This is a genomic window from Streptomyces sp. D2-8 (assembly GCF_023184515.1).
In the GTDB taxonomy this organism is placed as follows: Bacteria; Actinomycetota; Actinomycetes; order Streptomycetales; family Streptomycetaceae; genus Streptomyces.
On record NZ_JAAHBP010000003.1, the window covers coordinates 982,743 to 1,006,166 of the forward strand.

Sequence of the window (23,424 nt, forward strand, 5' to 3'; positions counted from 1 at the left end):
CGAGGGCGGCTCCTGAGACGATCGAAAGCGGATCTTCCGTGCGAAAGGGGTGATCATGGACTACGACTCCGTCGCCGACGAGCTGTACGCCCTGCGCCCGGAGGAGTTCACCGCCGCCCGCGCCTCCGCCGTGGCCTCCGCCCGCACCGCCGGCGACCGGGAGCTCGCCGAGCGGATCCGTACGTTGCGCAAGCCCAGCCTCGCCGCCTGGGTCAGCAATCTGCTGGTCCGCAGCAGTCCGGGAGAGGTCGCGCCCCTGCTGCGCCTGGGGGAGGGGCTGCGGCAGGCCCACCAGGACCTGGACGGCACGCAGCTGCGCGAACTGAGCCGCCGGCAGCACGCGCTGATCCGCGCTCTGTCCCTGCAAGCCCGGCAGCTCGCGAAGGAGGCCGGACATCCGATCGGCGAGAGCGTGCAGCGCGAGGTCGAGAACACCCTGCACGCCGTCCTGGCCGACCCCGAGGCCGCCCGGGTCTGGGCGGGCGGCCGCCTGGCCAAGCCGCTGAGCGCGGCCGTCGGCTTCCCCGCCGCCGAGGGCGCCCGGGCGCAGCGCCCCGCCCCGGCCCCCGCCCCCTCACGTCCGGGCAAGAAGCCGAGCGGGCAGCAGAAACGCCGGCTGGCCCAGGCCCGAAAGGACGCCGAAGCCGCCGAGCGCGAGCTGCGGAAGCTGCAGGACGAGGCGGCCGCCGCGGGCCAGGAGGCAGCCGAGGCGAAACAGCAGGTGGACGGCCTCCAGCGGCGCGTGGAGGAGCTCACCGGGGAACTGGAAAGCGCCAGGAACGAACACCAGCAGGCCCGCTTCGCCGAACGGACGGCCCGGGAACGGGCGCGCACGGCCGACCGCCGGGTCCGCGAGGCCGGCCGCAAGGCCGCGACGGCCGCCGCCCAGCTCGAACGCCTGGCCTCGCCGGACGTGTGATCGCCGGACCGGCCCGGCGCTGCGCGGCGCCCGGTGCCCCTCGAGGCGCGATCATGGCGACTGTGATTGAGCTCACATCCCTCAAGTGCGCCGCCCCGCAAGGCCTCACGCGCACGACACCAAAATTGAACCGTTCATTTTCTTGAATCATTCGTGTTTGTGTGGCTAGGTTGGCCGCATGACCGCATCCGGGAACCCGACCACCGCCGAGGAGCTGCGCGGTGCCGGCCTGAGGGTGACGGCCGCCCGCGTCGCGCTGCTCGAGGCCGTTCGGGACGGTGACCACCTCGGCGCCGAGGCGATCGCCTCCGAGGTGCGCGGCCGCGTGGGCCACATCTCCGTCCAAGCCGTCTACGAGGGGCTGCACGCACTCACCGCGGCGGGACTCATACGCCGCCTCGACCCACCCGGCAGCCCGGCCCTCTATGAGGGGCGGGTCGGCGACAACCACCACCACCTCGTGTGCCGGTCGTGCGGCGCCGTCGCCGACGTCGACTGCGCGGTCGGCCACGCCCCCTGCCTGACCGCGTCAGACGACCGTGGCTTCGCCGTCGACGAGGCCGAGGTCATCTACTGGGGCCAGTGCCCCGCCTGCTCCACCGCCCGCAGTTCCTGAGCACGTGATCCACCCGAGCACCGTGATCCACCCGAGCACTGTGATCCACCCCGTCCGGAAGGATTTCCATGACTGAGAACCACGACGCGATCGTCACCGACTCGAAGTCGGAGGAGGCGGGAGGCGGCTGCCCCGTGGCGCACGGCCGCGCCCTGCACCCGACCCAGGGCGGCGGCAACCGCCAGTGGTGGCCCGAGCGGCTCAACCTGAAGATCCTCGCCAAGAACCCCGAGGTGGCCAACCCCCTCGGTGAGGACTTCGACTACGCCGAGGCGTTCCAGGCCCTCGACCTCGCCGCCGTCAAACGCGACATCGCCGAGGTCCTCACCACCTCGCAGGACTGGTGGCCGGCCGACTTCGGCAACTACGGCCCGCTGATGATCCGTATGGCCTGGCACAGCGCGGGCACCTACCGCATCAGCGACGGCCGCGGCGGTGCCGGCGCCGGTCAGCAGCGCTTCGCCCCCCTCAACAGCTGGCCGGACAACGGCAACCTCGACAAGGCCCGCCGCCTGCTGTGGCCCGTGAAGAAGAAGTACGGCCAGTCCATCTCCTGGGCCGACCTCATGATCCTCACCGGCAACGTCGCGCTGGAGCAGATGGGCTTCGAGACCTTCGGCTTCGCCGGCGGCCGCGAGGACGTCTGGGAGCCCGAGGAGGACGTGTACTGGGGCCCCGAGACCACCTGGCTCGACGACAAGCGCTACACCGGCGACCGTGAGCTGGAGAACCCGCTCGGCGCCGTCCAGATGGGCCTCATCTACGTCAACCCCGAGGGCCCGAACGGCAACCCGGACCCGATCGCGGCGGCCCGCGACATCCGTGAGACGTTCCGCCGCATGGCGATGAACGACGAGGAGACCGTCGCCCTGATCGCCGGCGGCCACACCTTCGGCAAGACCCACGGTGCCGGCCCCGCCGACAACGTCGGCGACGACCCCGAGGCCGCCTCCATGGAGGAGCAGGGCCTGGGCTGGCGCAGCACCTACGGCACGGGCAAGGGCGGCGACGCCATCACCTCCGGCCTGGAGGTCACCTGGACCAGCACGCCGACCCAGTGGAGCAACGGCTTCTTCAAGAACCTCTTCGAGTTCGAGTACGAGCTCGAGCAGAGCCCGGCCGGCGCCAACCAGTGGGTGGCGAAGGACGCCCCGGAGATCGTCCCGGACGCGCACGACTCCACGAAGAAGCACCGTCCGAAGATGCTCACCACCGACCTGGCGCTGCGCTTCGACCCGATCTACGAGCCCATCTCCCGCCGGTTCTACGAGAACCCGCAGGAGTTCGCGGACGCCTTCGCCCGCGCCTGGTTCAAGCTGACCCACCGTGACATGGGCCCGAAGTCGCTGTACCTCGGCCCCGAGGTCCCGGCGGAGACCCTGGTGTGGCAGGACCCGCTGCCGGAGGCCGAGGGCGAGCCCATCGACGCCGGTGACATCGCGACCCTCAAGGCCAAGCTCCTCGAGTCGGGTCTGTCCGTCTCGCAGCTGGTGTCCACCGCCTGGGCCTCGGCGTCCACCTTCCGCGGCAGCGACAAGCGCGGCGGTGCCAACGGCGCCCGTATCCGCCTCGAGCCGCAGCGCGGCTGGGAGGTCAACGAGCCCGACGAGCTGGCGCAGGTCCTGCGGGTCCTGGAGGGTATCCAGCAGGAGTTCAACTCCGGTGCCAAGAAGGTCTCCCTGGCCGACCTGATCGTCCTCGGCGGCAGCGCCGCGGTCGAGAAGGCCGCCAAGGAAGCCGGCTTCCAGGTGGAGGTCCCCTTCGCCGCGGGCCGTGTGGACGCGACGGAGGAGCAGACCGACGCCGAGTCGTTCGAGGCGCTCGAGCCGACCGCCGACGGGTTCCGCAACTACCACGGCAAGGGCAACCGGCTGCCGGCCGAGTTCCTGCTGCTCGACCGCGCGAACCTGCTCACCCTGAGCGCCCCCGAGTTGACCGTCCTGGTCGGTGGCCTGCGGGTGCTGGGCGCCAACTACCAGCAGTCCCAGCTCGGCGCCCTCACCAAGACGCCCGGCTCGCTGACCAACGACTTCTTCGTGAACCTGCTCGACCTGGGCATCACGTGGAAGTCGACGTCCGAGGACCAGACCACGTTCGAGGGCCGCGACGCCGCCACGGGCGAGGTCAAGTGGGCCGGCTCCCGCGCCGACCTGGTCTTCGGCTCGAACTCCGAGCTGCGCGCTCTCGCCGAGGTCTACGCGAGCGACGACGCGAAGGAGAAGTTCGTCAACGACTTCGTCGCGGCGTGGGTCAAGGTCATGAACCTGGACCGGTTCGACCTGGTCTGATCACCTCCGCATGACAGGACGCCCGGGCCGGCAGGCCCGGGCGTCCCGCTGGTTGACTGAGGGATCGTCAAAGGGCGTTCAAGGTAAGAACATCACTTGCCCAACTCTCACCATGAAACGGTAAGAACCGCGGCTGGGGGCGCATTCGGGCATACGTTCTGGACGTGAACTCACCTGCCACCGCCCACAGAGGCACCGGCCCTGAACCGCACCCCGTTGCCGGTCCACGGCCGACCACCGGCGGCACCGTCCGCCGCACCCTTCTGCGCACCGCGCTGACCGGGGCAGCAGCCCTGGGCGCCGGCCTCGGCGCCACGCGCCCGGCCACCGCCGCCCCCACGGCCCCCGGCCCCGCAGCACCGCGACCCGGCACCCCGGACGAGGCCCTGAGGGAGCTGGCAGCGGGCAACCGCCGCTGGCGCGCCTTCCGGGAACGCCATCCGCACGAAAACCCCGCGACACGGCGCGAGTTGGCCACCGGCCAGCATCCCTTCGCGGTCGTGCTCGGCTGCATCGACTCGCGCGTTCCGCCGGAACTGGTCTTCGACCAAGGCCTGGGGGACCTGATGACCGTGCGCACCGCCGGTGAGGTCCTGGACGAGGCCGTGCTCGGCAGCGTCGCCTACGGCGTCCTGGAGCTCGGCATACCGCTGATCGTCGTCCTCGGCCACCAGTCGTGCGGCGCGGTGCGTGCCGCCGTGGCGGCGGAGCAGTCCGGGGAGCGCCTGCCCGCCCACATGCAGTACCTCGTCGACCAGATAGGCCCGGCCATAGACCACGGCCAGGAAGGGGACGCCCGGATCGACGCGACCGTGAGCGCCAACGTCCGGCTCGTGCGCTCCCGGCTGGCCGCGGAACCCGAACTCGCCGCCAGGATCGGCACCGGCAAGCTGGCGATCGTCGGCGCCCGCTACGAACTGACGACCCAGGCCGTCCACCGCCTCGCCTGAGAGCCGCCGCCCGGTCCGCTGCACGCGGCAGCGGACCGGGCCGCTCCGTCAGACCCGCAGCGGGTTGTACCGCGCCGCCGCCATCAGGTACCAGGCGGTCGCCCCCGTGTGCCGGTACGGGTAGTAGCCGAAGCCGAATCCCGTATCCAGGGGACTGCTCGCGGACACCACCCCGCAGCGCTCGGGCAGCGCCTTCCCGCCGATGGTCTGACCGTCGCCCAGCAGGTCCTGTGCCTTCTCGGTGGAAGCGATCAGACGTCGGGCGCGCGCCTCGTCGCCCCGCGCCCCCCGGTCGCGCAGGGCGAGCGCGAGGTGAGCCGTTCCCTCGAACCACACGCCGTTGCGGTCGGGTTTGGGCTGGCCGGTCGCGATCGGGGCCTCCTCGTTCGCGAGGAGGCTCGCCGAACTGAAGGTGACCCCCTCGTACGACTGTCCCGCGGGCACGGTGCTGTTGACGCGGCCGGAGTGGTCCAGGACGCCCAGCTCGGCCGCGGCCCAGTCCAGCGAACGGGCGTAGCGGCGGGAGCCGAGCGCGAGGTGCGTCCAGGTCTGGGTGTCCTCCGGGACGGGGGACTCGTTGACCGTCACACCGTCGTTGGTGCCGGTGTAGAAGAAGCCCCCGGACGGCTCCCACATCCGCTTCACGAACGCCTCGGCCCGGGCTTGCCGCTCCCGCCACACCCGGTCGCCGGTGAGCAGGGCGATCCGGCCGAAGAGGCAGACCAGATCGGTGTTGTGCTCGGTCGAGGTGAACGGCAGCTTCTGATTCGCCCCGTCGACCCCGAACTTGTAGCCGCCCAGGGGCTCGTCGGTCCGGCCGGTCCGCTCGATCCACTCGCCGATCCGCACGGCACCGTCGAGGAAGCGGCGCGCCCCGGTGCGGCGGGCCAGGGCGCTCAGCGCGATACCCGCCCAGGCCATGTCTCCCACGGCCGTGCCGGTGAAGCCGAACTGCGTCCCGACGTTGGCGGTGCCGTCCGCCCGTACGAAGCCGTCGGGCTGGAGCGAGCCGTCGTAGAAGGTGTACGGCCCGACGTTGTAGGCCTGCCGGAGCCTGCCGTCGTCGTACACCGGGTCGTGGCCCTGGGCGTGGAGCAGCGCGTCGCCCAGCGTCTTGGCCCTGGTCAGCCCGGCCGGGGTGCGGGCCGCGAGGTGGGCCAGGACCGCGAGGGCGTTGTCGTAGGTGAACGCGGTGCTGAACAGGCCGGCCTGGTCGGTGTAGCTCTGCGCCAGACGGATGCCGCCGTGGTCGGGGTAGGCGTCCATGGCGGCGGCGAGAAAGGCGAGTCCCCGGGCCGGGGCCGATGCGGGGCGCGCACCGGCGGACCCGGCCGCGAAGGCCTGCCCCGGCCCGACGGCGGTGAGACCCGCGGCGCCGATGCCGAGTCCGGCACCGATGAGCGAACGCCGGCTGAACGCCGGGCCTTGTCTGCCAGTCATGGATCTCCCTTGAGAGCGCTCTCAACAGTGCGCGCTCATTGTGCTGGCGCTCCGGGGCCGGGTCAACGCTCTGTTCGGAAGGGAGAATTGCGCAGGAGGGCGGCCGGGGAGTGGATCACTCGCAGACGATCTCGTCACGCGGCGTGTAGTGCGTGCGGTACGGCTCCCGCTTCACTTCCCGGCCGTCGTTGTAGAAGACCCGCTCCACGGTGACGTCGAACCCCTCAAGCGGTGTCTGCGGCACGCACTCCTTGTCGTCGCTCACCTTCTTCTCCGGCTTCTTCACCTCGGTGCGCGGGCCCGTGACCGACTTGATCTCGTCGTACTCGCGGGTGCCGAGGAAGGAGACGGTGACGGAGGTGTCCGTGGACTCGGCCTGGATGTAGACGGCCTTGCCGGAGTCGTTGGTGAACCGCAGATCCAGGCTGCCCCAGGCGACCGTCGCCTCGCGGCCCTCCGGGTAGCGCTCGATGTAGAACGAGTGCGCTCCGTGCTCCACGGGCTTGACCCCGGCGAAGAACAGCGCGTTGTACACGGTCGTCGCCACGGACGAGACGCCACCGCCGGCCGCCTTCGTGAACTTGTCGTCGAGGATGATGATGCCGTCCATGAAGCCGTTGGCCTCGGTGCGCTCACCGACGGTCCGGTTGAAGCTCCAGGTCTCCTCCGGCATGACGACGGAGCCGTTGATGAGTTCCACCGCCCGGCCGATGTTCTTCGTGCGGTACTCGGCCGGTTCGAAGTTGACGGTGAAGGAGGACATCTTCTCCGTCAGCCCCAGCTCCGCGGCGTTCTCGCGGGTCACCTCCGGCTGGGTCCGGTGCACCTCCACCTCGCCGCCGCGGTCGGCGCCCGACTTGGTGAGCAGCGGCAGCACGGCCTTGCCCAGTGCCTTGTCGGTGACCGACTGGCCGATCGTGGCGTCCTCGGCCACCACGGCCTTGTCGCCCTCCGGCCGCAGCTTCGCGTTCTCGGCGGTCGTGGTGATGTCGTCCAGCGGGCCGGCCACGGCCGGCTCGGTGCGCAGGCCCTTCGCGTCGAGCTCGGGTCTCAGTTCGCCGCTGCCGTCGGGCCGCATGGTCAGATGCTCGCCCAGCGCGTCCTGGCCGACCGTGAACCGCTTGCCGGCCGCGGTGAGCGTGACGGGGCCCGACATGGCCGGTTCCGCGAAGGTGCGCACCGCCCGCTGCACCTCGTCGGCCGTGACCTTCGGTCGCGTCTCGCGGGTGGGCAGGGGAGTGGCCGTGCCGGTGTCACCCCGCAGGAAGGAGTCGCGCAGGGGCCGGACCGCGCCGTTCACGTCCAGCGCGTGTCCCGTCCGCGGTGCGACGGCCTTCACCCGCCCGTCGTCGAAGGTGACGGCGCCGTCCCTGACCTTCTGGTCGAGCCCCGTCGCCAGCTGCCCGAGGGCCGCCCGGGCCTTGCCCTCGTCGAGGCTCACGACCGGCTCGATGGCGCCGCCCGAGCGGAAGAGCCCGCCGAACACGCTGAACGGATCGACGCCGGTGCGCGCCGCCCGGTCGACGGTCTCCTGGACGTCGTAGGAGAGACCAGCGCGCCGCGGATCGACCCTGCCCGTGCGGTCACCGACCGTCACGGGAATCTCCCGGGCGCCGGCGGCGCCGAGCTCCCGTTCCAGCTTCCGCACCGCCTCCGCGCGGCTCAGCCCCCCGATCTCCACCCCGTGCACGGTCGTGCCGGAGTCGATCTGGCCGCCGGTGAGGAGCAGCCCGTCGAGATACAGGCCGCCGACCCCGACGGCCAGCGCGCCGCCGGCCAGGGCGACGGGCGGGAGGGAGGTGACGCGTGGGACGGAGGCTATACGGGGGCGCATGGGTCTCCTGAAGATCGATACGCGGGTGCACCCGATGACGCGACGAGGCGCGGGCAAACGCATCAAGCTATCCATACATCGGGGGCGAAACGGTATGGCCCAGACCACTTATGTCCGAGATCATTCCGGAATCGGCCGGACCGGACCGGCCGCCGGGCACGGCCACAGAGTGGTAACGACGAACAACGAACGGGCCGTTGACGCGGTCTAGGCCACCATGAAGATCTCTTTCCTCATTCACAACGCCTACGGAATCGGAGGCACGATCACCACCACGTACAACCTGGCCGGGGCCCTGGCCGAGCGGCACGACGTGGAGATCGTCTCCGCTTTACGCCACCGTGAGCACCCCAATCTCGTCCTGGATCCACGCGTGCGGCTGCGGGCGCTGGTGGACCTGCGCAAGGAGGCGGACCATCCGCTGCACCAGAGACCGGCGAAGGTGTTCCCACCCGCCGAGTACCGCCACCACCAGTACAGCGAGCTGACCGACCAGCGCATCGGCGAGTGCCTCGCAGCGCTCGACGCCGACGTCGTCATCGGCACCCGCCCGGGCCTCAACGTGCACATCGCCCGCCAGGCGCCGCAGCGCGTCCTGCGCGTCGGCCAGGAGCACCTCACGCTCGACAACCACTCGCCGCGACTGCGCACCGCCCTGCGCCGCGCCTATCGCCACCTCGACGTGATCACCACCGTCACGGAAGCGGACGCCGCCGCCTACCGGCGCAAGATGTGGCTGCCCGGAGTCCATGTGGAGGCCCTCCCGAACAGCGTCCCCGACCCCGCCCTGCCTCCCGCCGACAGCACCGCCAAAGTGGTGATCGCCGCGGGCCGCCTGGTTCCGGTCAAGCGCTACGACCTCCTCATCGAGGCGTTCGCGCGGGTCGCCGCCGTGCACCCGGACTGGCAGCTGCGCATCTACGGCAAGGGCGAGGAGCAGCCCAGGCTGCGGGAGCTCATCGAGCGGCTCGGGCTGTGGAACAACGCGTTCCTGATGGGGGCCGCCACTCCCATGGAGGCCGAATGGGCCAAGGGCTCGATCGGCGCGGCCGCGTCCAACTTCGAGCCCTTCGGCATGACCATCGTCGAGGCGATGCGGTGCGGACTGCCCGTCGTCAGCACCGACTGTCCCTACGGCCCCGGCGAGATCATCCAGGACGGAACCGACGGCCGGCTGGTGCCGGTCGGGGACCGTGACGCGCTCGCCGCGGCCCTGCTGGAACTCGTCGGCGACGACGAGCGGCGCCGCCGCATGAGCCGAGCCGCCCTGGACAACGCCCGCCGCTTCGCCCCGGGTCCTGTCGTCGCCCAGGCCGAACGCCTCCTTGAATCCGCAGCCGCTGCCAGAACCGGCGGCCGTACGGCCACCGCACAGCACCACCGCACCCACAGCGCCCTGGCCGGCCGGGGCCACGCCGCCCGCGACGCCGCCCATGCGGCTGCCTCCGGCGTACTGCGCTCGATACGGAAGGGACGCTGATGAGCACATCGGAAGGCAAGACGACGAGCACGCCGGAGAGTGCGGCCATGAGCCCGCAGCGGGACACCCGCCTGCGCGCCGACTGCGCGATCGACACGGACGGCCGGATCACCTTCCGCCTGTCGGCGACCCCTGGCGCACACCCCCAGCTGCTCCTTCGGCTGCGGCCCAAGAAGGGCAGGCCCGAGACGACCCGTCACGTCCTCGACCTGGAACCCGCCCGGGCCGACGGCCACCGGCACGCCGTCCTGGAACCGCATCCGGTCCTCGACGAGGGCCGCTGGGACGTGTACCTGCTGCCGGAACCCGGAGCCGAACGCCGACGGCTGCGACCCGGCCTGCGGGACCTGCGCACCCTCGTCGACGGGCACCTGCGCGACCGCCCCTCGCCGGTCACGGTCCGCATCCCCTACGCCACCAAGGACGGCTTCCTCGCCGTCAGGGCATGGCGGCGCACCGCCCACGCGGAGGCCCGCGCCATCGACGTCACGGACCGGGCCGTGACGGTCACGGCCCGCCTGCACGGTGCCGAGCTCCGCGAAGACGCCACCGTGCGTCTGCGCCTGCGGGGCACGGACACGGTACGAAGCCTCAGCCCCCGGATCGATGACGACGGCAGGGGCTTGTCCTTCACCGCCGGCCCCGGGGAGCTGACGGACGACGGTGGGGGAGCGGCCCGGATCTGGGACGTCTTCGTCCGGCCCACCGCCGAGGCGCCGCCGATCAGGGTGGGCCGGCTGCTCGACGACGTGGCGGACCGCAAGCACGTGTACGTCTACCCGGCGATCGAGGCGGACGGATCGACTCTCCGCCCTTACTACACCGTCGACAACGACCTCGCGATAGAGGTGACGTAAGACCCATCCGCCGAAATGCCCGAAATGAAAATTCCTGGAGTTCCGGATGGCCGTTTCGGTGATGCACCGCGACTGCCATGTGTGGATTCTGTGCGAAGCGGAGGCAAAAGCGGTCAGGGGCTCGTTCTCAACAGCCGCAAATCGGAAGGGGACTTGCGGCCATAAGCAAACTCAAGTACCTAGATGAATCATGAACCTGTTCAACCGTGTTGTGCCGTCCCGCCGGCAGGCACCGCTCCCCCCACAGCGCCCCGCCGGCGCACCGGCATCCTCCACTGCCGTGCTGTCGGACCCCAACCTGGCGAATCTCACCGGTGAATGGGTCGTCGACCCCGCGCACAGCAGGATCGGCTTCTCCGTCCGGCATGCCATGGTGACCACCGTGCGCGGTTGTTTCCTGGAGTACGAAAGCCGGCTCTACTTCGACACGCACGACCCCACACGGTCACGGGCCGACATCACTCTGTTCACCGCCAGCGTCGACACCGGAGTGGAACAACGCGACGCGCACCTGGTCGGCCGTGACTTCCTCGACGCCGCGACCTATCCGCGTATGCGCTTCACCAGTACGGCGGTGGAGCAGACGGGCGCCGACCTGTTCAGCATGTCGGGCGAGCTGACCATCAAAGGCGTCTCCCGCCCCGTGGTACTCGACATGACCTACATCGGAAATGTCACCGACCCCTTCGGCTATGACCGGGTCGGCTTCGACGGCACCACCACCATCAACCGCTCGGACTGGGGCCTGACGTACAACAGCAGGCTCGCCGAGGGCGGTGCGATGGTGAGCGAGAAGGTGCGTCTGCAGCTGGACATCGCCGCCATCCGCACGCCGCCGTCGGGCGGCTGACCGCCCCGGGGCGCTTCACGACAGGGCGTCGTCCCCGGCCACGACCCGGAACGTGGCCGGGCCGAGCGTGAGCACCCCGTCGCTCAGCGGCGTGCACCGCACGCCACCCCGGCCGCGCAGGGCACGCTGTGCGCCGGGGCCGATGGTCACGTCCATCCAGGCGCAGGGCCGGGCGGGACGCCGCACGGCGAACACCACCGGCCCGGTGCCGCAGTCGAGCGAGATCGTCGCACCGACGCAGGAGTCGATGTCGACGCCCCTGAGCAGGATGTTCCGGCGGGTGTGCCGCAGGTCGGCGTCCGCCGGGAGGCTCTCCGAGGCCATGATGGTCACCGCCGCGTTCCGGTGGGCGGGCCGGGCGTAGTAGCGGTCGCCGACCAGCCCCAGCTCGCGGCGTACCTCCACGCGGGTGACACGCTCGTCGGACGGACCCGCGGACGGCCCGTCGGACGGCCGTCCGGCAAGTCGGTGCGCGGGCGACACCAGCAGTTGCAGCACCTCCACCTCGGGCATGACGCCCACCCTACGTGCGGGTGACCGGCGTCGACCGGCCCGAAGCCTCAGCCCGTCACTCCTCCCGCCGCCGCCCGAGCCCGCCCTCCTCCACCCGCGCCCGGCCGTCCGCCGCCTCGCCCGCGGTGAGGTGCTCCAGTACCTCGACCAGTTCCTGGCATGCGCGCTCCACGGACCGCCGTGTGTAGATCTGCTCGGTGATCACTGCGGACAGGATCAGGGCGGTGAGCGCCATCGCCCCGTTGAAGGCCTGTAGCTTCATCATCACCTCGACCCGGCTGAGCCGTTCGAACGGCCCGACCCGGTCGGTCGCCGCCACCGTGGTCATGACCGAGGCGAACAGAGCGCACAACAGGCTGCCGGCCAGCTGGAAGCGCAGAGCCGCCCAGATCAGCAGGGGGTAGACGAGGAACAGCAGACTGACCGAGCTTCGCGCGGCCGGCGGCACGAGACAGCAGGCGATGACCGCCAGCCCCATGGCCTCCTTCCAGCGCGACAGGGGCAGCGGCAGGCGCAGGCGGGACAGCAGGAGCAGCACCGGCGTGACGATCAGCACGCCCATCGCGTCACCCACCCACCAGGCCAGCCACACCGCCCAGAAGCCCGGCCATTCGAGCTTGCCCGTGGCGATCAGGATGCCGGCGCCGGTGGTCGAGCTGATCAGCATGGCGGTGAACGCGCCCAGGAACACCAGGGCGAGACCGTCCCGCAGCCGTGCGAGATCGGTGCGGAAGCCGACCCGCCGCAGCAGCAGGTACCCGGCGACGGGGGCGGCCGTGTTGCCCGCCAGGACGCAGAGCGCCGAGGGCGTCAGGGGGGTGAGGGACAGGATGACGAGGAACGCGCCCAGGGCGATCCCGGGCCAGCAGCGCAGCCCGAGGAGCAGCAGACAGGCGACCGAGACGCCGGTGGGAGGCCAGATGGGGGTGACGACAGCGCCCTCGACGACCAGTTCCCGCAACAGCCCCAGCTGCGCCGACGCGTAGTAGCAGGCGGCGACGGCCAGCGTCTGCAGAGCGACGACGACCGGCGTACGCAGATCCCGGCTACCCACCACAGCAGCCATGAGACACCGAGGCCGCCGCCTCGGCGAGACGGGGGCGGGCGTCGTGCGGCCCTATGGCTGAGCGTCCGGCCCGTCGAGGCCGACCACCAGGACGGCGGCGTCGTCGTCGTGCCCCACCCGGTCGGCACCCTTGATCACGGCGGCCGCGAGCGCGTCCACGTCCATGCCCGCCACCGCCGCGATGCCCGCGAGCCGCGTCACCTGGTCGAGGCCCTCCTCCAGCCGCATCGACGGCCCCTCCACGACACCGTCCGTGAGCAGCACGAACACGCCGCCCGTCGTCAGCTCGTACCGGGTCACCGGATACGGCGTCCCCGCCCGCACCCCGAGGGGTGGCCCGCCCTCGTCCTGGGTGACACCGGACTTCCCGTCGGCGGTGGCCCAGACGCAGGGCAGATGCCCGGCCCGCGCGCTCTCCAGCACGCCGGCACACGGGTCGAGCCGCATGAACGTGCAGGTGGCGAACAGATCGGAGCCGAGGGACAGCAGCAGATCGTTGGTCCGGGCCAGCACCTCGCCCGGCTCGCCGGTGACCGAGGCCAGCGCCCGAATCCCGGCCCGCACCTGCCCCATGAAGGCCGCGGCCTCGATGTTGTGGCCCTGGACGTCACCGATGGACAGACCGATCCGGCCGTCGCCCAGGGTGAAGGCGTCGTACCAGTCGCCGCCCACGTTGAGGCCCTGGCAGGCGGGCGTGTACCGCACCGCCAGATGCAGCCGACGCGCCAGGGGCAGGTCCCGCGGCAGCATGCCGCGCTGCAGTGCGATCGCCAGCTCGACCCGGGAGCGCTGCATCTCGGCCTGCGCACGCGCCTGAGCCGTCAGGGCCCCGAGCCTGGTCAGCAGCTCGTCGCCGTCGTCCGTCGTGCCGGTGCGGGACATCTATCACTCCGGCGAGGATGGCCACGGTAGGTGACGACCCTCGAAAGGCAAATCACCCGATTTATGTCCATAGGATGATACTCAGACGAACGCCTCCGCGACGACTTCACGCTCCCCGGCAGCCCCTCACCGCCCTCCCCGCGCCTTCTCGGACTCGGTACGCCGCCCCACCGCCGCCAGCACGAACGTCACGCTGATGAGCAACGCCCAGGCCCCGAACTTCTCCACCCCCACCGGCTCCCAGCCGTGCTCCTGATACGGGTAGCGCCACGCTCCGACCCAGGTCGCCAGGTTCTCCGCCACCCACAGGAAGAACCCGATCAGCACGAACGACAGGGCCAGCGGCATCCGTCGGCGCACCTCCCGCACCGTGAACCGCACCGACGTCCCCAGCGTGACGGCCACGAGCAGCGCGGCCAGCACCCAGCGCATGTCGGGCAGCCAGTGGTGGCTGAAGAAGTTGACGTATATGGCCGCGGCGACCACGGCCGTCGCTCGCGGCCGATAGCGCACGAGCCCCAGATCGAACAGATGCCAGGCCCGGCAGACATAGCTGCCCACGGCCGCGTACAGGAACCCGCCGTACAACGGCACACCGGCGAACTTCAGCACGGCCGGCTCCGGGTAGCTCCAGGAGCCGAGGGCCACCTTCACCAGCTCGAAGGCCAGGCCGATGACATGGCAGACCGCTATGACGGCGACGTCCCGCCCGCTCTCCCAGCCGCGCGCCCAGAACACCAGCGTGAGCAGCACACCGTAGGCGACCAGCACGTCGTAACGCGCCACGGGCAGTTCGGGCAGCAGCGCGGAGACGGCCACGCCGGACAGCAGGGCGATGGCGAACGCGCAGGCCCGCGTCTGTGTCCAGGCGAATGCGAGCAACTGGCGTACCGGTGCGGCCAGGGGGCCGGCGATGCTTGCAGGGATCATGGTGCCCTGTAGGACGGCCCCGTGCGCCTACCGGTTGCAGCCGACCTCCCTGCTCGCAGCCCGGCCGCCCGCGTACTCCCGCGCCTGAGCCACGGCCTGCCGCAGCAGCCGGGACAGCCGCTGGTCGGCGTCCGGCGCGGCGCTGAGCACCCGGAGCGCCTGCTCGAGGTGCCGGCGCCCCGGCCCGCGCCACCACAGCAGATCGGCGATCCGGTCCGCCACACCACCCGCGGGCGCGTGGGCGAGGTTCTCCGCCCTCCGCCGGCACGCACGGCCATGCCACGCCAGACGCCGCGACGCGGGACGCACCAGGCGCGCCGCGTCCACCACCGTGCCGACGAGCAGCGGCGCGTAGCCACGGCCCGCGGGGCGGGCGTCGGCGAGATCGGCGGCCAGCGGCCACAAGGCGTGCCGGGCGTCGTCACCGACACTGTCGTTGACCACCCGGGCCAGGGCCACGAGCGCCGGATGCGTCCCGGGCGGGCTGTCGGTCAAACGGCCGGAGGCCAGCAGGGCGGCGACCTCCATCAGACAGGCACCGTCCTCCGGGTGCAGATGGGCGAAACGCCCGGGCACCGGAAGGCCGTCCGGGACCCCGGCAGGGGACTTCACGGACACACGACGGTCAGGAAGAGCGGTCATGGACGGCCTCCGGCCGTGATCACAGACCGGTGACGGCGTGCAGGAGGAGATAGAGCGCCGCGGCCGGAATCCCCGCGCCGGGAAAGGTGAGGATCCAGGCGGTACCGATCGAACGAGCCACCTGCCAGCGTACGTCGGAGAAGCGCCGGGTGGCACCGGCACCCAGAATGGCCGCGGTGATCGTCTGCGTGGTGGAGATCGGTGCCTTCACCAGGAACGCGGTCGTGTAGAGGACGGCCGCGGCAGCGGTCTCGGCGGCGAACCCGCGCGGCGGATCGAGGTGCACGATGCGCCGCCCCAGGGTGGTGATGATGCGACGCCCGCCGGTGTAGGTGCCGGCGGCCATGGCGGCCGCCACGGCGGCGATCACCCACACCGGCACGGAGAAGTCGTCCTGCCAGCCGGCCGTGACCAGCGCCAGCACGATGACCCCCATGGTCTTCTGCGCGTCCTGCAACCCGTGCCCCAGTCCCATGGCGGCGGCGGAGACGGTCTGCGCCGAACGGAACCGCCGCGTGACGCGCCGGGGTGTCGAACGGCGGAACGCCCACAGGATGCCCGTGTGCAACAGGTACCCGAGGACCACGCCGACCAGCGGTGACAGCAGCATCGGCAGGATGACCTTGTCCAGGATGCCCGACCAGTGCACCGTGGCGGACGCGGCGAGTGCGGCACCGACCAGCCCGCCGATCAGGGCGTGCGAGGACGAGGTGGGGAGCCCCCGCCACCAGGTGAAGACGTTCCACCCGATGGCGCCGAGGAGCGCGCACAGGACGAGCAACAGCCCCGAGGTCGCCTCGGGCGCCCCGATGATGCCGCTACCGACGGTCTGCGCGACCCCGGTCCCCAGGAAAGCGCCGAAGAAGTTCATCACCGCGGCCATGGCCAGTGCCACGCGCGGCGTCAGGGCCCTGGTGGAGATGGAGGTGGCGATCGCGTTCGCGGCGTCGTGGAAGCCGTTGGTGAAGTCGAACGTCAGACCCACGATGATGATCAGCACCACGAGAGTGAGCTCCATGCCCGATCACCTTTCGACGCCCAGCCACACGGTTCCATCGTGCGCTCCCCAGGCGGAGCGGGTTGTGCGACTACGCCACGTGGCGCGGTCCGCTCGAAGGAACTCCGCGATGAGGATTGACCGTTTTACGGTGTGCTGATGCGATCTGTTCCCACATGGGCGCTGGTGTCATCGGGGTGCGCGCCGGTCTTCCTGATCGTGGGCTGGCTGGTGGCGGCGTCGCTGCAGGGACCTCACTACGACCATGCCACCCAGACGATCAGTGTTCTGGCGGCCCCCGGGAACTCGGGGTCCTGGGTGATGACAGCGGCGTTCATCGCGCTGGGGTTCTGTCACCTGCTGACGGCCTGGGGCCTGCGCCCGGCCGCGACCGCGGGGCGGATGGCGCTGGCGGCCGGGGGTGTATCGGCGTTGGTGGTGGCCATGGTCCCGGTGCCGAGCAGTGGCGGCTCGCTGAGCCATGGTTCGGTGACCGCCGTGGCCTTCGCGGTTCTGGCGGCATGGCCCGTCCTGGCCGCCCGGGCCGGTGCCGCCGTGCCGTGGGCCCTGCGACCCTTCCCCTCTCTGGGTGCGACGGCGGTCATGACGGTCGGCGCGGCCTGGTTCCTGATCGAGTTGCATCTGCACGACGTGGCCGGTGTGGCCGAACGCGCCGTGACGACCCTTCAGTCGGTCTGGCCCTTTGTGGTCGTCCTCTCCTGCCTGCGCGCCTCCCCGCGCGACGGGTACCGAAGCTGACCGAGCGGTCCCGAGCATTGACAGGTACGGACCAAAGAGTGACTCTGAGAGCGCTCTCAGAATTCGAATCGGCCAACTGTCGAACGGAGGCAGAGCGTGTTGCGAACTCTCAGGCGCCGGGCCACGGCCGCGGGGCTGTCCCTCGCCACGGTCCTCGCCGGCTCACTGCTGGCGACCGGAACGGGTGCGCCGGCCCATGCCGCCGTCCCGGCGACGATCCCTCTGAAGATCACCAACAACTCGGCCCGCGGTGAGCAGCTGTACATCTACAACCTCGGCACGGAACTCTCGACCGGACGGCAGGGCTGGTCCGACGCGGGCGGCACGTTCCACCCCTGGCCGGCGGGCGGCAACCCGCCTACTCCCGCCCCCGACGCCTCGATCCCGGGTCCGGCGGCAGGGCAGTCGACCACGATCCGCATGCCGAAGTTCTCCGGCCGCGTGTACTTCTCCTACGGCCAGAAGCTGGTCTTCAAACTGACCACCGGAGGCCTGGTCCAGCCCGCCGTGCAGAACCCGACCGACCCCAACCGGAACATCCTGTTCAACTGGTCGGAGTACACGCTCAACGACTCGGGCCTGTGGATCAACAGCACACAGGTCGACATGTTCTCCGCTCCCTACGCGGTGGGAGTGCAGCGGGGCGACGGCAGTACCGCGAGCACCGGCCGGCTCAAGCCCGGCGGATACAAGGGCTTCTTCAGCGCCCTCAGGGGGCAGCCCGGAGGCTGGGCCAACCTGATCCAGACCCGCCCCGACGGCACCGTGCTGCGCGCCCTGTCACCGCTGTACGGCCTGGAGACCGGCGCTCTGCCGGCCACCGTCATGGACGACTACATCAACCGCGTCTGGCAGAAGTACTCCACCTCGACCCTGACGGTCACGCCGTTCGGCGACCGGCCCGGCACCAAGTACTACGGCCGGGTCGCCGGCGGCGTCATGAACTTCACCAACAGCGCCGGCGCTGTCGTCACCAGCTTCCAGAAGCCGGACGCCTCCTCGGTCTTCGGCTGCCACCAGAGGCTCGACGCCCCGAACGACCAGGTGCGCGGCCCGATCTCGCGCACCCTGTGTGCCGGCTTCAACCGCTCCACACTGCTGGTCAACCCCAACCAGCCCGACGCCGGCGCAGCTGACTTCTACAAGGACAACGTCACCAATCACTACGCGCGCAAGATCCATGCCCAGACGGCGGACGGAAAGGCGTACGCCTTCGCCTTCGACGACGTGGGCCACCACGAATCACTCGTACACGACGGCAATCCGCGCCAGGCCTACCTCACGCTCGAACCCCTCGACTGACACCTCTCCCCTCGCCGTCGGCTCCGCGAACTGACCGCGGTGCCGGCGGCTTTGCCGTATTCACCTGCCGGAACGCGCCCACGACGATCTGTGGACCGCAAAGTTGGCTATTCATCAGTTTTGAAATCAATTACAACTTTGCCATCTCTTGGTGTAGCTCGGCTGTCGATTACGTGAGCCTCAGTGGCACCACGCGGTGACCGCAAGCCCTGCCGGAACAAGGGCACTTGTGGTCACTCTCCCCCCACGCACATGGTGAAAGGCACCCACGATGACGATGAACCACACCCTGCGGTACGGCAGCCGCATGCTCGCGTTGACGGCGACCGCACTCGGGGTGATCGCGACGGCCGTGCCGGCCGCGGCCGAGGAACAGCCCACAGCGGAGCAGATCATGGCCGACTGCGCTTCCGGAGAAGGAAAGTGCAGCTTCAATTCCCCGCAGCTCGGAGAGGCTTACCTCGGTGAGCCCCGTCAGGTGTCCGAACTGCTCTTCAACTGCACCGACTCACCCGCCGCACAGTCCATGTCATGGGCCGACACCGTGGGCTCCTCCCATTCGGTGGGAGGCTCGGTCACCGTGGGCGGCGGTATCGAGGGCATCATCACGGCCAGTGTGACCGCGACCTACAACTACACCTGGCAGAGCTCGCACACGGAGACGAGTTCCTTCACCGTGAACGTGAAGCCGGGAGAAGTGGGCTGGATCTCCCGCGCCCAGGTGATGCGGCAGATATCCGGCACGTGGCAGACCCACTACGACGACCCCAAGTGGGGCCACTACTACTGGTTCGTACCCGACACGGTCACCGGACCGGCCCCGAACGGCACGGACGGCAAGCACAGCGCGGTCGTGGTCAAGTCCCGCAAGATGACGGCCGACGAGAAGAAGCTCTGCGACGGCGGTTCCACCCGGAACAAGGTCTTCACCCGCGGCGGCTGATCCGCTCCGCCTTCGCAGGGGGCTCGCCCGGTCTGCCTCGGGTCGCGGCTGAAGAGCGACTTCGACCAGAGGCAGTCGAGCACGGCACCAGTCCGAGTGCCAGGATCCACTCAGGACGGTGGCGTCCGTGGTCCGGAACCCGATCGCGGCCCCGGCAGGCGGTTCGTGCCTGGCGGGGCCGCGTGCCGGGACCGGACGATGCGCGAAAGCCGCCCTCGGCGTCCTCAACTGTTCGCGGCGGCGGTCACCGTGGCGGGATCCACGCCGGTCAGTTCGACGATGCGGTGCGGTGCCACGCCGGCGGCCAGGGCGCGTCCGATCAGGCCGTCCCGCCCGTCCGTGCTGTCACGGTAGGCGAGCAGTTCCTCCTCGACCTGGGCCAGCGGCTCCGGTGTCATCTGGTGGCGCAGGCGGCTCAGCTCCTCCTCGCTCAGCGGGACCGGCAGTCGTTCCGCTCCCTCGGGCACGGCCGCCGTCTCCTCCGGCGGCAGCAGGCGCAGGTGCGGTGAGGTCGGCGTGCTTCCCTGAGCATCGAGCCAGGCGCGAACCGCGGGAGTCTCCATGCACGCGAGTTCACCGACGGCCGCCGGTGTCACGCCGAGACGCGCGGACGCGTCGTCAAGCAGGAACAAGTAGGCGTCGTCGGTCATCCTCGGCTCCTTCTCACCAGGGTGCTGATCGACATCCCATTACCCCGCAGCGCCCGGATTACCGCCGCATCACCACGGACGGGGAGGGCCATCCGGATGAGGCGGGCTCAATCGGGGGCGACGGCACGGCGCCGGGTCTCGGAGATGTGGAGGTCGATGTACGACGCCAGGGCGAGTGCGTCCCGGGGTTCGTCGGCCTGGAAGGCGATACGGCGCAGCAGGATGACATCGTCGAGGGCGATGCCTTCGCGGGCGAGGACGAAGATCAGTGCGAGGAAGGCGGCGCGGGCGTTGCCGTCGTCGAAGGGGTGGAAGAAGCAGACGTCCAGGTAGGCGCGTGCGGGCAGGGGGAGGGGCCGTCCGCCGTCGCGGGCGCTCTCGGCCAGGCAGGCATCCAGGCGGGCCCGGGTGTCCGGGCCGATGCCGTAGCGTTCCCGGCCGCCCTTCGCGAAGGCGGGTCGGCTGCGCAACGGCGGGGGCTGCGGTGTGCCCAGGACGTGCTGTTGCCAGCGCCGCAACAGCTCGAAGTCGAGGCGGGCGCCGCTCGCGGCGTCGGTCCGCAGCAGATCCAGGGCAGTGCGCAGACCGTGGGCTCGGGCCGGGGCCAGGGCGCCGTCGAAGCCCCGGATGTCCTCGGCCACGCCGTCGAGATACGGAGTCACCGTTCCGTCCGCGCCGCTGTCCGGGGCCTGCTGCCACGGCACGCTCTCACGCACCGCGAGCCAGCGCTCGAGGTGGTCCGGCAGCGGCGGCTCGCAGGTCTGCGCGCGGTCCTCCGGCCGCAGGGACCGCGCGAGCCGCTCCGCGACATCGTCGATCAGTGCATCGTCGGGGCCGGTCCAGCTCAGGAACCGCCCGCCGATCGCGCGGTCGACCAGGTCATCGGCGACGTCGGGTGCGACGGCCCAGCGGTCGAGGAACCAGGTGAGCACCTGGCTGCAGTGCCCGTGCCAGCCGCTGCCGCACCCGGTGCGGTCGGTCACCTGAAGGATCAGGTTGCGGGCGGCCCGGTCCCACAGGATCTGGTTGTCCTCGACGGTGTCCAGGTCCAGCGGGTACGCCTCGATCCATCCGGCGAGACTCTCGAGCCATGCGCGCCATTCGCACAGTGCCGCGACCACGCGGGCGAGCGTCTCCTCGGGTGTGGTGATCGAGTCGCGTGGGCAGCACCAGTGCCCGACCGGCCCTCCGTCGAAGTCCCCTTCGTCATGCGACCAGCGCCAGCCCGAGGCCCAGCGGCCGTAGTGCTCCACCAGGGCATGCGACATGGCATCGGCCCACAGCTTGGCCTCGCCCCAGCTCCAGGCACTCATCACCGGATCGGCGAAGGCGACATCCGGCCGACGCGGCACACACCTGGCCGGCCCGAGCGAGTGGACCACCCGCGCCGCCGACGCGGCGTCGAAGGGGTAGCGGGCCGGATCCACCTCGTCCCAGGTCAGAAACCCCGGGGGTCAGCACAGAGATCACCGCGCAAGCCTGCCACGTCCGCCCGGTGCTCGATCAAGCGAATTGACGCCGAGCCCGCCGGTCTCCGTGCACATGCGGGCAGGCTGCCCGCAGACCTCAGCACCCGGCACCAGCCGTCTCCCCTCCGGCGGCCCCGCCTTCCGGGTCGGCCTCCCAGGGCCGGGGACCGGTGCCGTCCGTCCACGCCTCCAGGGTCTCCCGGGCCACGCACACGATCCCGCACTGCTCGGCGTACTCCACCGCCGGCGCTGTGAAGTCACTCGTGCTGACCAGCACGGCGACGTCGGCCTCGTGCACGGTGAAGCACGTGCCGCCGAAGCGCTGCAGATCCTGGGAGCCGACGCGATGGGGCTCGCTGTAGTGCTTGCACTGGATGACGATCCGGCGCCCGTCGGGCGTCAGGGCCACGACATCGGCGCCCAGGTCCCCGGCACCGCCCACGACTTCGACGCCAGAGCAGCCGTCGCGTTCGCAGAGCGCGGCGATCGCCTCCTCGAACTCCTCCGGCGTCAGTGCGTCGTAGTCGACGAACTCCTCCCGCGTCGGAGCCTCGTAGTCGACGGGGACCTCAACGGCCGCCCGGTGAGCGGGAACTGTCGGAACCGTCAGCTCCTCGGCCGCTTCCCTGGCCGCGTCGTCGAGCGCTGCCGCGGCCCGACGTGCCACTCCCGCCACGCGCCACCGGCGCCGCAAACCCACGCAGCCCGCGAGACCTATCACGACCAACACGAACACCCAGGCAGGACGCCGCTCGACAGCGCCCGCCGCTATACGAACGGCGAGGCCCAGGAGACTCAGGACCACCGCGAGAAAGACGAAGAACAGGGCCGTCGATCGAAGATCGAACCCATACCCGCGGCGCTTCACAAACGGCGTACGACGCACAGGCACTGTCACGACATCCCCCCTCTTGGGACCAACGGCAAGATCACTCCCACCGTCTGCCCAAGATCACCACCTTCACTGCTCAAGCCGCCGTGTGGGACGCCCCACCTGACGCGCTGCTGAGGTCCGACCTCGGTCGGCCCGCTTCACCTGCCGTTGTCACCGCTCCCGTTGTCACCGTTCCCGAATGCGCCACCACCACCAGCGCCCCGCGGTCCACTCGCTCACCCACCCCGGATTCGGGAGAGTACGGCGCTCGAACTCCGCGTCGACGCGCTCCACCAGGCGGCCCAGATCTTCCCGGGCTCCTCGGGGCAGATGGCGCAGGGCCACTTCCAGGTCGTCCCGGGCGTCTTCGATCTCGATCCCGGGACTCTCGTAAGGGCCGCTCAGATAGCGCCCCGGCTGTCTGAAAGCCCACGCGAAACGGCTCAGAGCGTCAGCGACGGCATCGGGCCACAGATGGTCGGCCTCAACGCGCCGTACCGCTGCCCGAGTTCGAGCTGACACGGACGGAATCCGACGGACCGGCATGTGCTTGGGTGGCCGCCACCGCTCGGCGCGGACGGCCCTCGGGCGCCTACGCGGCATCGCCCTTTCGGATCAGAACCATGCCGGCATTCTGCCACGGCCGCCGTTCCCGGCCCTGGCCTTCGACGAGACGACATCCACGAAGCGATCCTCACCCTGCGTACTGATCTGCCGGCAACGCCCGCGCTCACGCTGCTGACGGATCTAGTGCCGCGGCAGGCAACGTTCGCCCCGGCGCGGCGTCCGGCACGCTCCCCCAAGCTCTTCGAGCAGGGGGGACCCCCACTCGCCGCACCGGTCGAAGGCCCAAGTACGTCCAGTACGAGGGCTTTCGGCCGGCACGCCGAGAGCACGCACCGGACGCCGCTCCTTGACGGGCAAACGTTGCCTGCCGCGGCACTAGCTGTATTGATCACGAGCGTTGTTAACGCGGGGTCGGACTTGATCATGGCGAAGGCCCCCGTGTGTGGTGGAGGTGTCGAATCTTCACCGTACGGAGGCCTTCGTGTCCCACCGTAATGCCCGCCTGACCGTTCACGGCAGGCGGCTGCTGGTCGAGCGTGTCCGCTCCGGCCGTCCCGTCGCCCATGTCGCCGCCGAGATGGGCATCTCCCGTCCCA

Annotated in this window: 21 protein-coding genes and 1 pseudogene; 11 read left to right on the forward strand and 11 right to left on the reverse strand. The window is 70.7% G+C overall.

Annotated features, from left to right (window positions below; genetic code table 11):
• The first annotated feature begins 55 nt into the window (after nucleotides 1-55).
• From G3I77_RS10845 to G3I77_RS10860, 4 genes are all read left to right on the forward strand, one after another.
• Nucleotides 56-919, forward strand: a complete 864-nt coding sequence (locus G3I77_RS10845) for a hypothetical protein (protein ID WP_248502677.1) — start codon at nucleotides 56-58, stop codon at nucleotides 917-919.
• Between the two features lie 178 nt (nucleotides 920-1,097).
• Nucleotides 1,098-1,535 (forward strand): Fur family transcriptional regulator, encoded by a 438-nt coding sequence (locus G3I77_RS10850; protein WP_248502550.1) that lies wholly within the window; start codon nucleotides 1,098-1,100, stop codon nucleotides 1,533-1,535.
• Between the two features lie 68 nt (nucleotides 1,536-1,603).
• Entirely contained in the window at nucleotides 1,604-3,823 is a 2,220-nt protein-coding gene (gene katG, locus G3I77_RS10855; RefSeq protein WP_248502552.1) for a catalase/peroxidase HPI, read from the forward strand.
• A gap of 164 nt (nucleotides 3,824-3,987) precedes the next feature.
• Entirely contained in the window at nucleotides 3,988-4,773 is a 786-nt protein-coding gene (locus G3I77_RS10860) for a carbonic anhydrase (RefSeq protein ID WP_248502553.1), read from the forward strand.
• 48 nt (nucleotides 4,774-4,821) lie between these two features.
• Here G3I77_RS10860 and G3I77_RS10865 read toward each other — a convergent pair whose 3' ends face one another.
• Together G3I77_RS10865 and G3I77_RS10870 are read right to left on the reverse strand one after the other, a co-directional pair.
• On the reverse strand, nucleotides 4,822-6,213 hold the full coding sequence (locus G3I77_RS10865) for a Tat pathway signal sequence domain protein (RefSeq protein WP_248502554.1): 1,392 nt from the start codon (nucleotides 6,211-6,213) through the stop codon (nucleotides 4,822-4,824).
• A gap of 115 nt (nucleotides 6,214-6,328) precedes the next feature.
• Complete coding sequence (locus tag G3I77_RS10870) at nucleotides 6,329-8,047, reverse strand: VanW family protein (RefSeq protein WP_248502555.1); 1,719 nt, start codon at nucleotides 8,045-8,047, stop codon at nucleotides 6,329-6,331.
• Nucleotides 8,048-8,264: 217 nt separating this feature from the next.
• Between G3I77_RS10870 and G3I77_RS10875 the strand changes: the two genes are divergently transcribed.
• From G3I77_RS10875 to G3I77_RS10885, 3 genes are all read left to right on the forward strand, one after another.
• A complete protein-coding gene (locus G3I77_RS10875) occupies nucleotides 8,265-9,527 on the forward strand; it encodes a glycosyltransferase family 4 protein (RefSeq protein ID WP_248502556.1) in 1,263 nt (420 codons plus the stop codon).
• A gap of 47 nt (nucleotides 9,528-9,574) precedes the next feature.
• The gene (locus G3I77_RS10880; RefSeq protein ID WP_248502661.1) at nucleotides 9,575-10,384 is read left to right on the forward strand and encodes a transferase; all 810 of its coding nucleotides are present in this window, start codon (nucleotides 9,575-9,577) and stop codon (nucleotides 10,382-10,384) included.
• A 190-nt stretch (nucleotides 10,385-10,574) separates the two neighbouring features.
• Complete coding sequence (locus tag G3I77_RS10885) at nucleotides 10,575-11,234, forward strand: YceI family protein (RefSeq protein WP_248502557.1); 660 nt, start codon at nucleotides 10,575-10,577, stop codon at nucleotides 11,232-11,234.
• Nucleotides 11,235-11,249: 15 nt separating this feature from the next.
• Here the strand turns inward: G3I77_RS10885 and G3I77_RS10890 are convergent, their stop codons facing one another.
• From G3I77_RS10890 to G3I77_RS10915, 6 genes are all read right to left on the reverse strand, one after another.
• Nucleotides 11,250-11,747, reverse strand: coding sequence for a molybdenum cofactor biosysynthesis protein (locus G3I77_RS10890; RefSeq protein WP_248502559.1), 498 nt, complete (start codon nucleotides 11,745-11,747; stop codon nucleotides 11,250-11,252).
• A gap of 55 nt (nucleotides 11,748-11,802) precedes the next feature.
• On the reverse strand, nucleotides 11,803-12,804 hold the full coding sequence (locus G3I77_RS10895; RefSeq protein ID WP_374385379.1) for an MASE1 domain-containing protein: 1,002 nt from the start codon (nucleotides 12,802-12,804) through the stop codon (nucleotides 11,803-11,805).
• A 60-nt stretch (nucleotides 12,805-12,864) separates the two neighbouring features.
• Entirely contained in the window at nucleotides 12,865-13,695 is an 831-nt protein-coding gene (locus G3I77_RS10900; protein WP_248502563.1) for a PP2C family protein-serine/threonine phosphatase, read from the reverse strand.
• A gap of 126 nt (nucleotides 13,696-13,821) precedes the next feature.
• Entirely contained in the window at nucleotides 13,822-14,625 is an 804-nt protein-coding gene (locus G3I77_RS10905; RefSeq protein WP_248502565.1) for a DUF817 domain-containing protein, read from the reverse strand.
• A gap of 27 nt (nucleotides 14,626-14,652) precedes the next feature.
• Nucleotides 14,653-15,267 carry a hypothetical protein gene (locus tag G3I77_RS10910; RefSeq protein ID WP_248502567.1) on the reverse strand — a complete coding sequence of 205 codons (615 nt, stop codon included), beginning with the start codon at nucleotides 15,265-15,267 and terminating at the stop codon, nucleotides 14,653-14,655.
• Between the two features lie 19 nt (nucleotides 15,268-15,286).
• Entirely contained in the window at nucleotides 15,287-16,285 is a 999-nt protein-coding gene (locus G3I77_RS10915; protein ID WP_248502568.1) for an inorganic phosphate transporter, read from the reverse strand.
• 138 nt (nucleotides 16,286-16,423) lie between these two features.
• Between G3I77_RS10915 and G3I77_RS10920 the strand changes: the two genes are divergently transcribed.
• The 3 genes from G3I77_RS10920 to G3I77_RS10930 all read left to right on the forward strand — a co-directional run bounded on the left by G3I77_RS10920 (nucleotide 16,424) and on the right by G3I77_RS10930 (nucleotide 19,268).
• Nucleotides 16,424-17,023: a DUF998 domain-containing protein gene (locus G3I77_RS10920; protein ID WP_248502570.1), complete on the forward strand. Its 600-nt coding sequence runs from the start codon at nucleotides 16,424-16,426 to the stop codon at nucleotides 17,021-17,023.
• 96 nt (nucleotides 17,024-17,119) lie between these two features.
• Nucleotides 17,120-18,325 (forward strand): glycoside hydrolase family 64 protein, encoded by a 1,206-nt coding sequence (locus G3I77_RS10925; RefSeq protein WP_248502572.1) that lies wholly within the window; start codon nucleotides 17,120-17,122, stop codon nucleotides 18,323-18,325.
• 271 nt (nucleotides 18,326-18,596) lie between these two features.
• Nucleotides 18,597-19,268 carry a hypothetical protein gene (locus G3I77_RS10930; RefSeq protein ID WP_248502573.1) on the forward strand — a complete coding sequence of 224 codons (672 nt, stop codon included), beginning with the start codon at nucleotides 18,597-18,599 and terminating at the stop codon, nucleotides 19,266-19,268.
• Nucleotides 19,269-19,492: 224 nt separating this feature from the next.
• Here G3I77_RS10930 and G3I77_RS10935 read toward each other — a convergent pair whose 3' ends face one another.
• From G3I77_RS10935 to G3I77_RS10945, 3 genes are all read right to left on the reverse strand, one after another.
• Complete coding sequence (locus tag G3I77_RS10935; protein WP_248502574.1) at nucleotides 19,493-19,918, reverse strand: DUF6003 family protein; 426 nt, start codon at nucleotides 19,916-19,918, stop codon at nucleotides 19,493-19,495.
• 107 nt (nucleotides 19,919-20,025) lie between these two features.
• Nucleotides 20,026-21,345 (reverse strand): Fic family protein, encoded by a 1,320-nt coding sequence (locus G3I77_RS10940; protein WP_248502575.1) that lies wholly within the window; start codon nucleotides 21,343-21,345, stop codon nucleotides 20,026-20,028.
• Between the two features lie 139 nt (nucleotides 21,346-21,484).
• Nucleotides 21,485-22,285 (reverse strand): restriction endonuclease, encoded by an 801-nt coding sequence (locus G3I77_RS10945; RefSeq protein WP_248502576.1) that lies wholly within the window; start codon nucleotides 22,283-22,285, stop codon nucleotides 21,485-21,487.
• Nucleotides 22,286-23,309: 1,024 nt separating this feature from the next.
• On the opposite strand from G3I77_RS10945, the pseudogene G3I77_RS10950 reads away from it, so the two are divergent.
• A pseudogene (locus tag G3I77_RS10950) lies at nucleotides 23,310-23,424 on the forward strand (leucine zipper domain-containing protein); the annotation flags it as partial.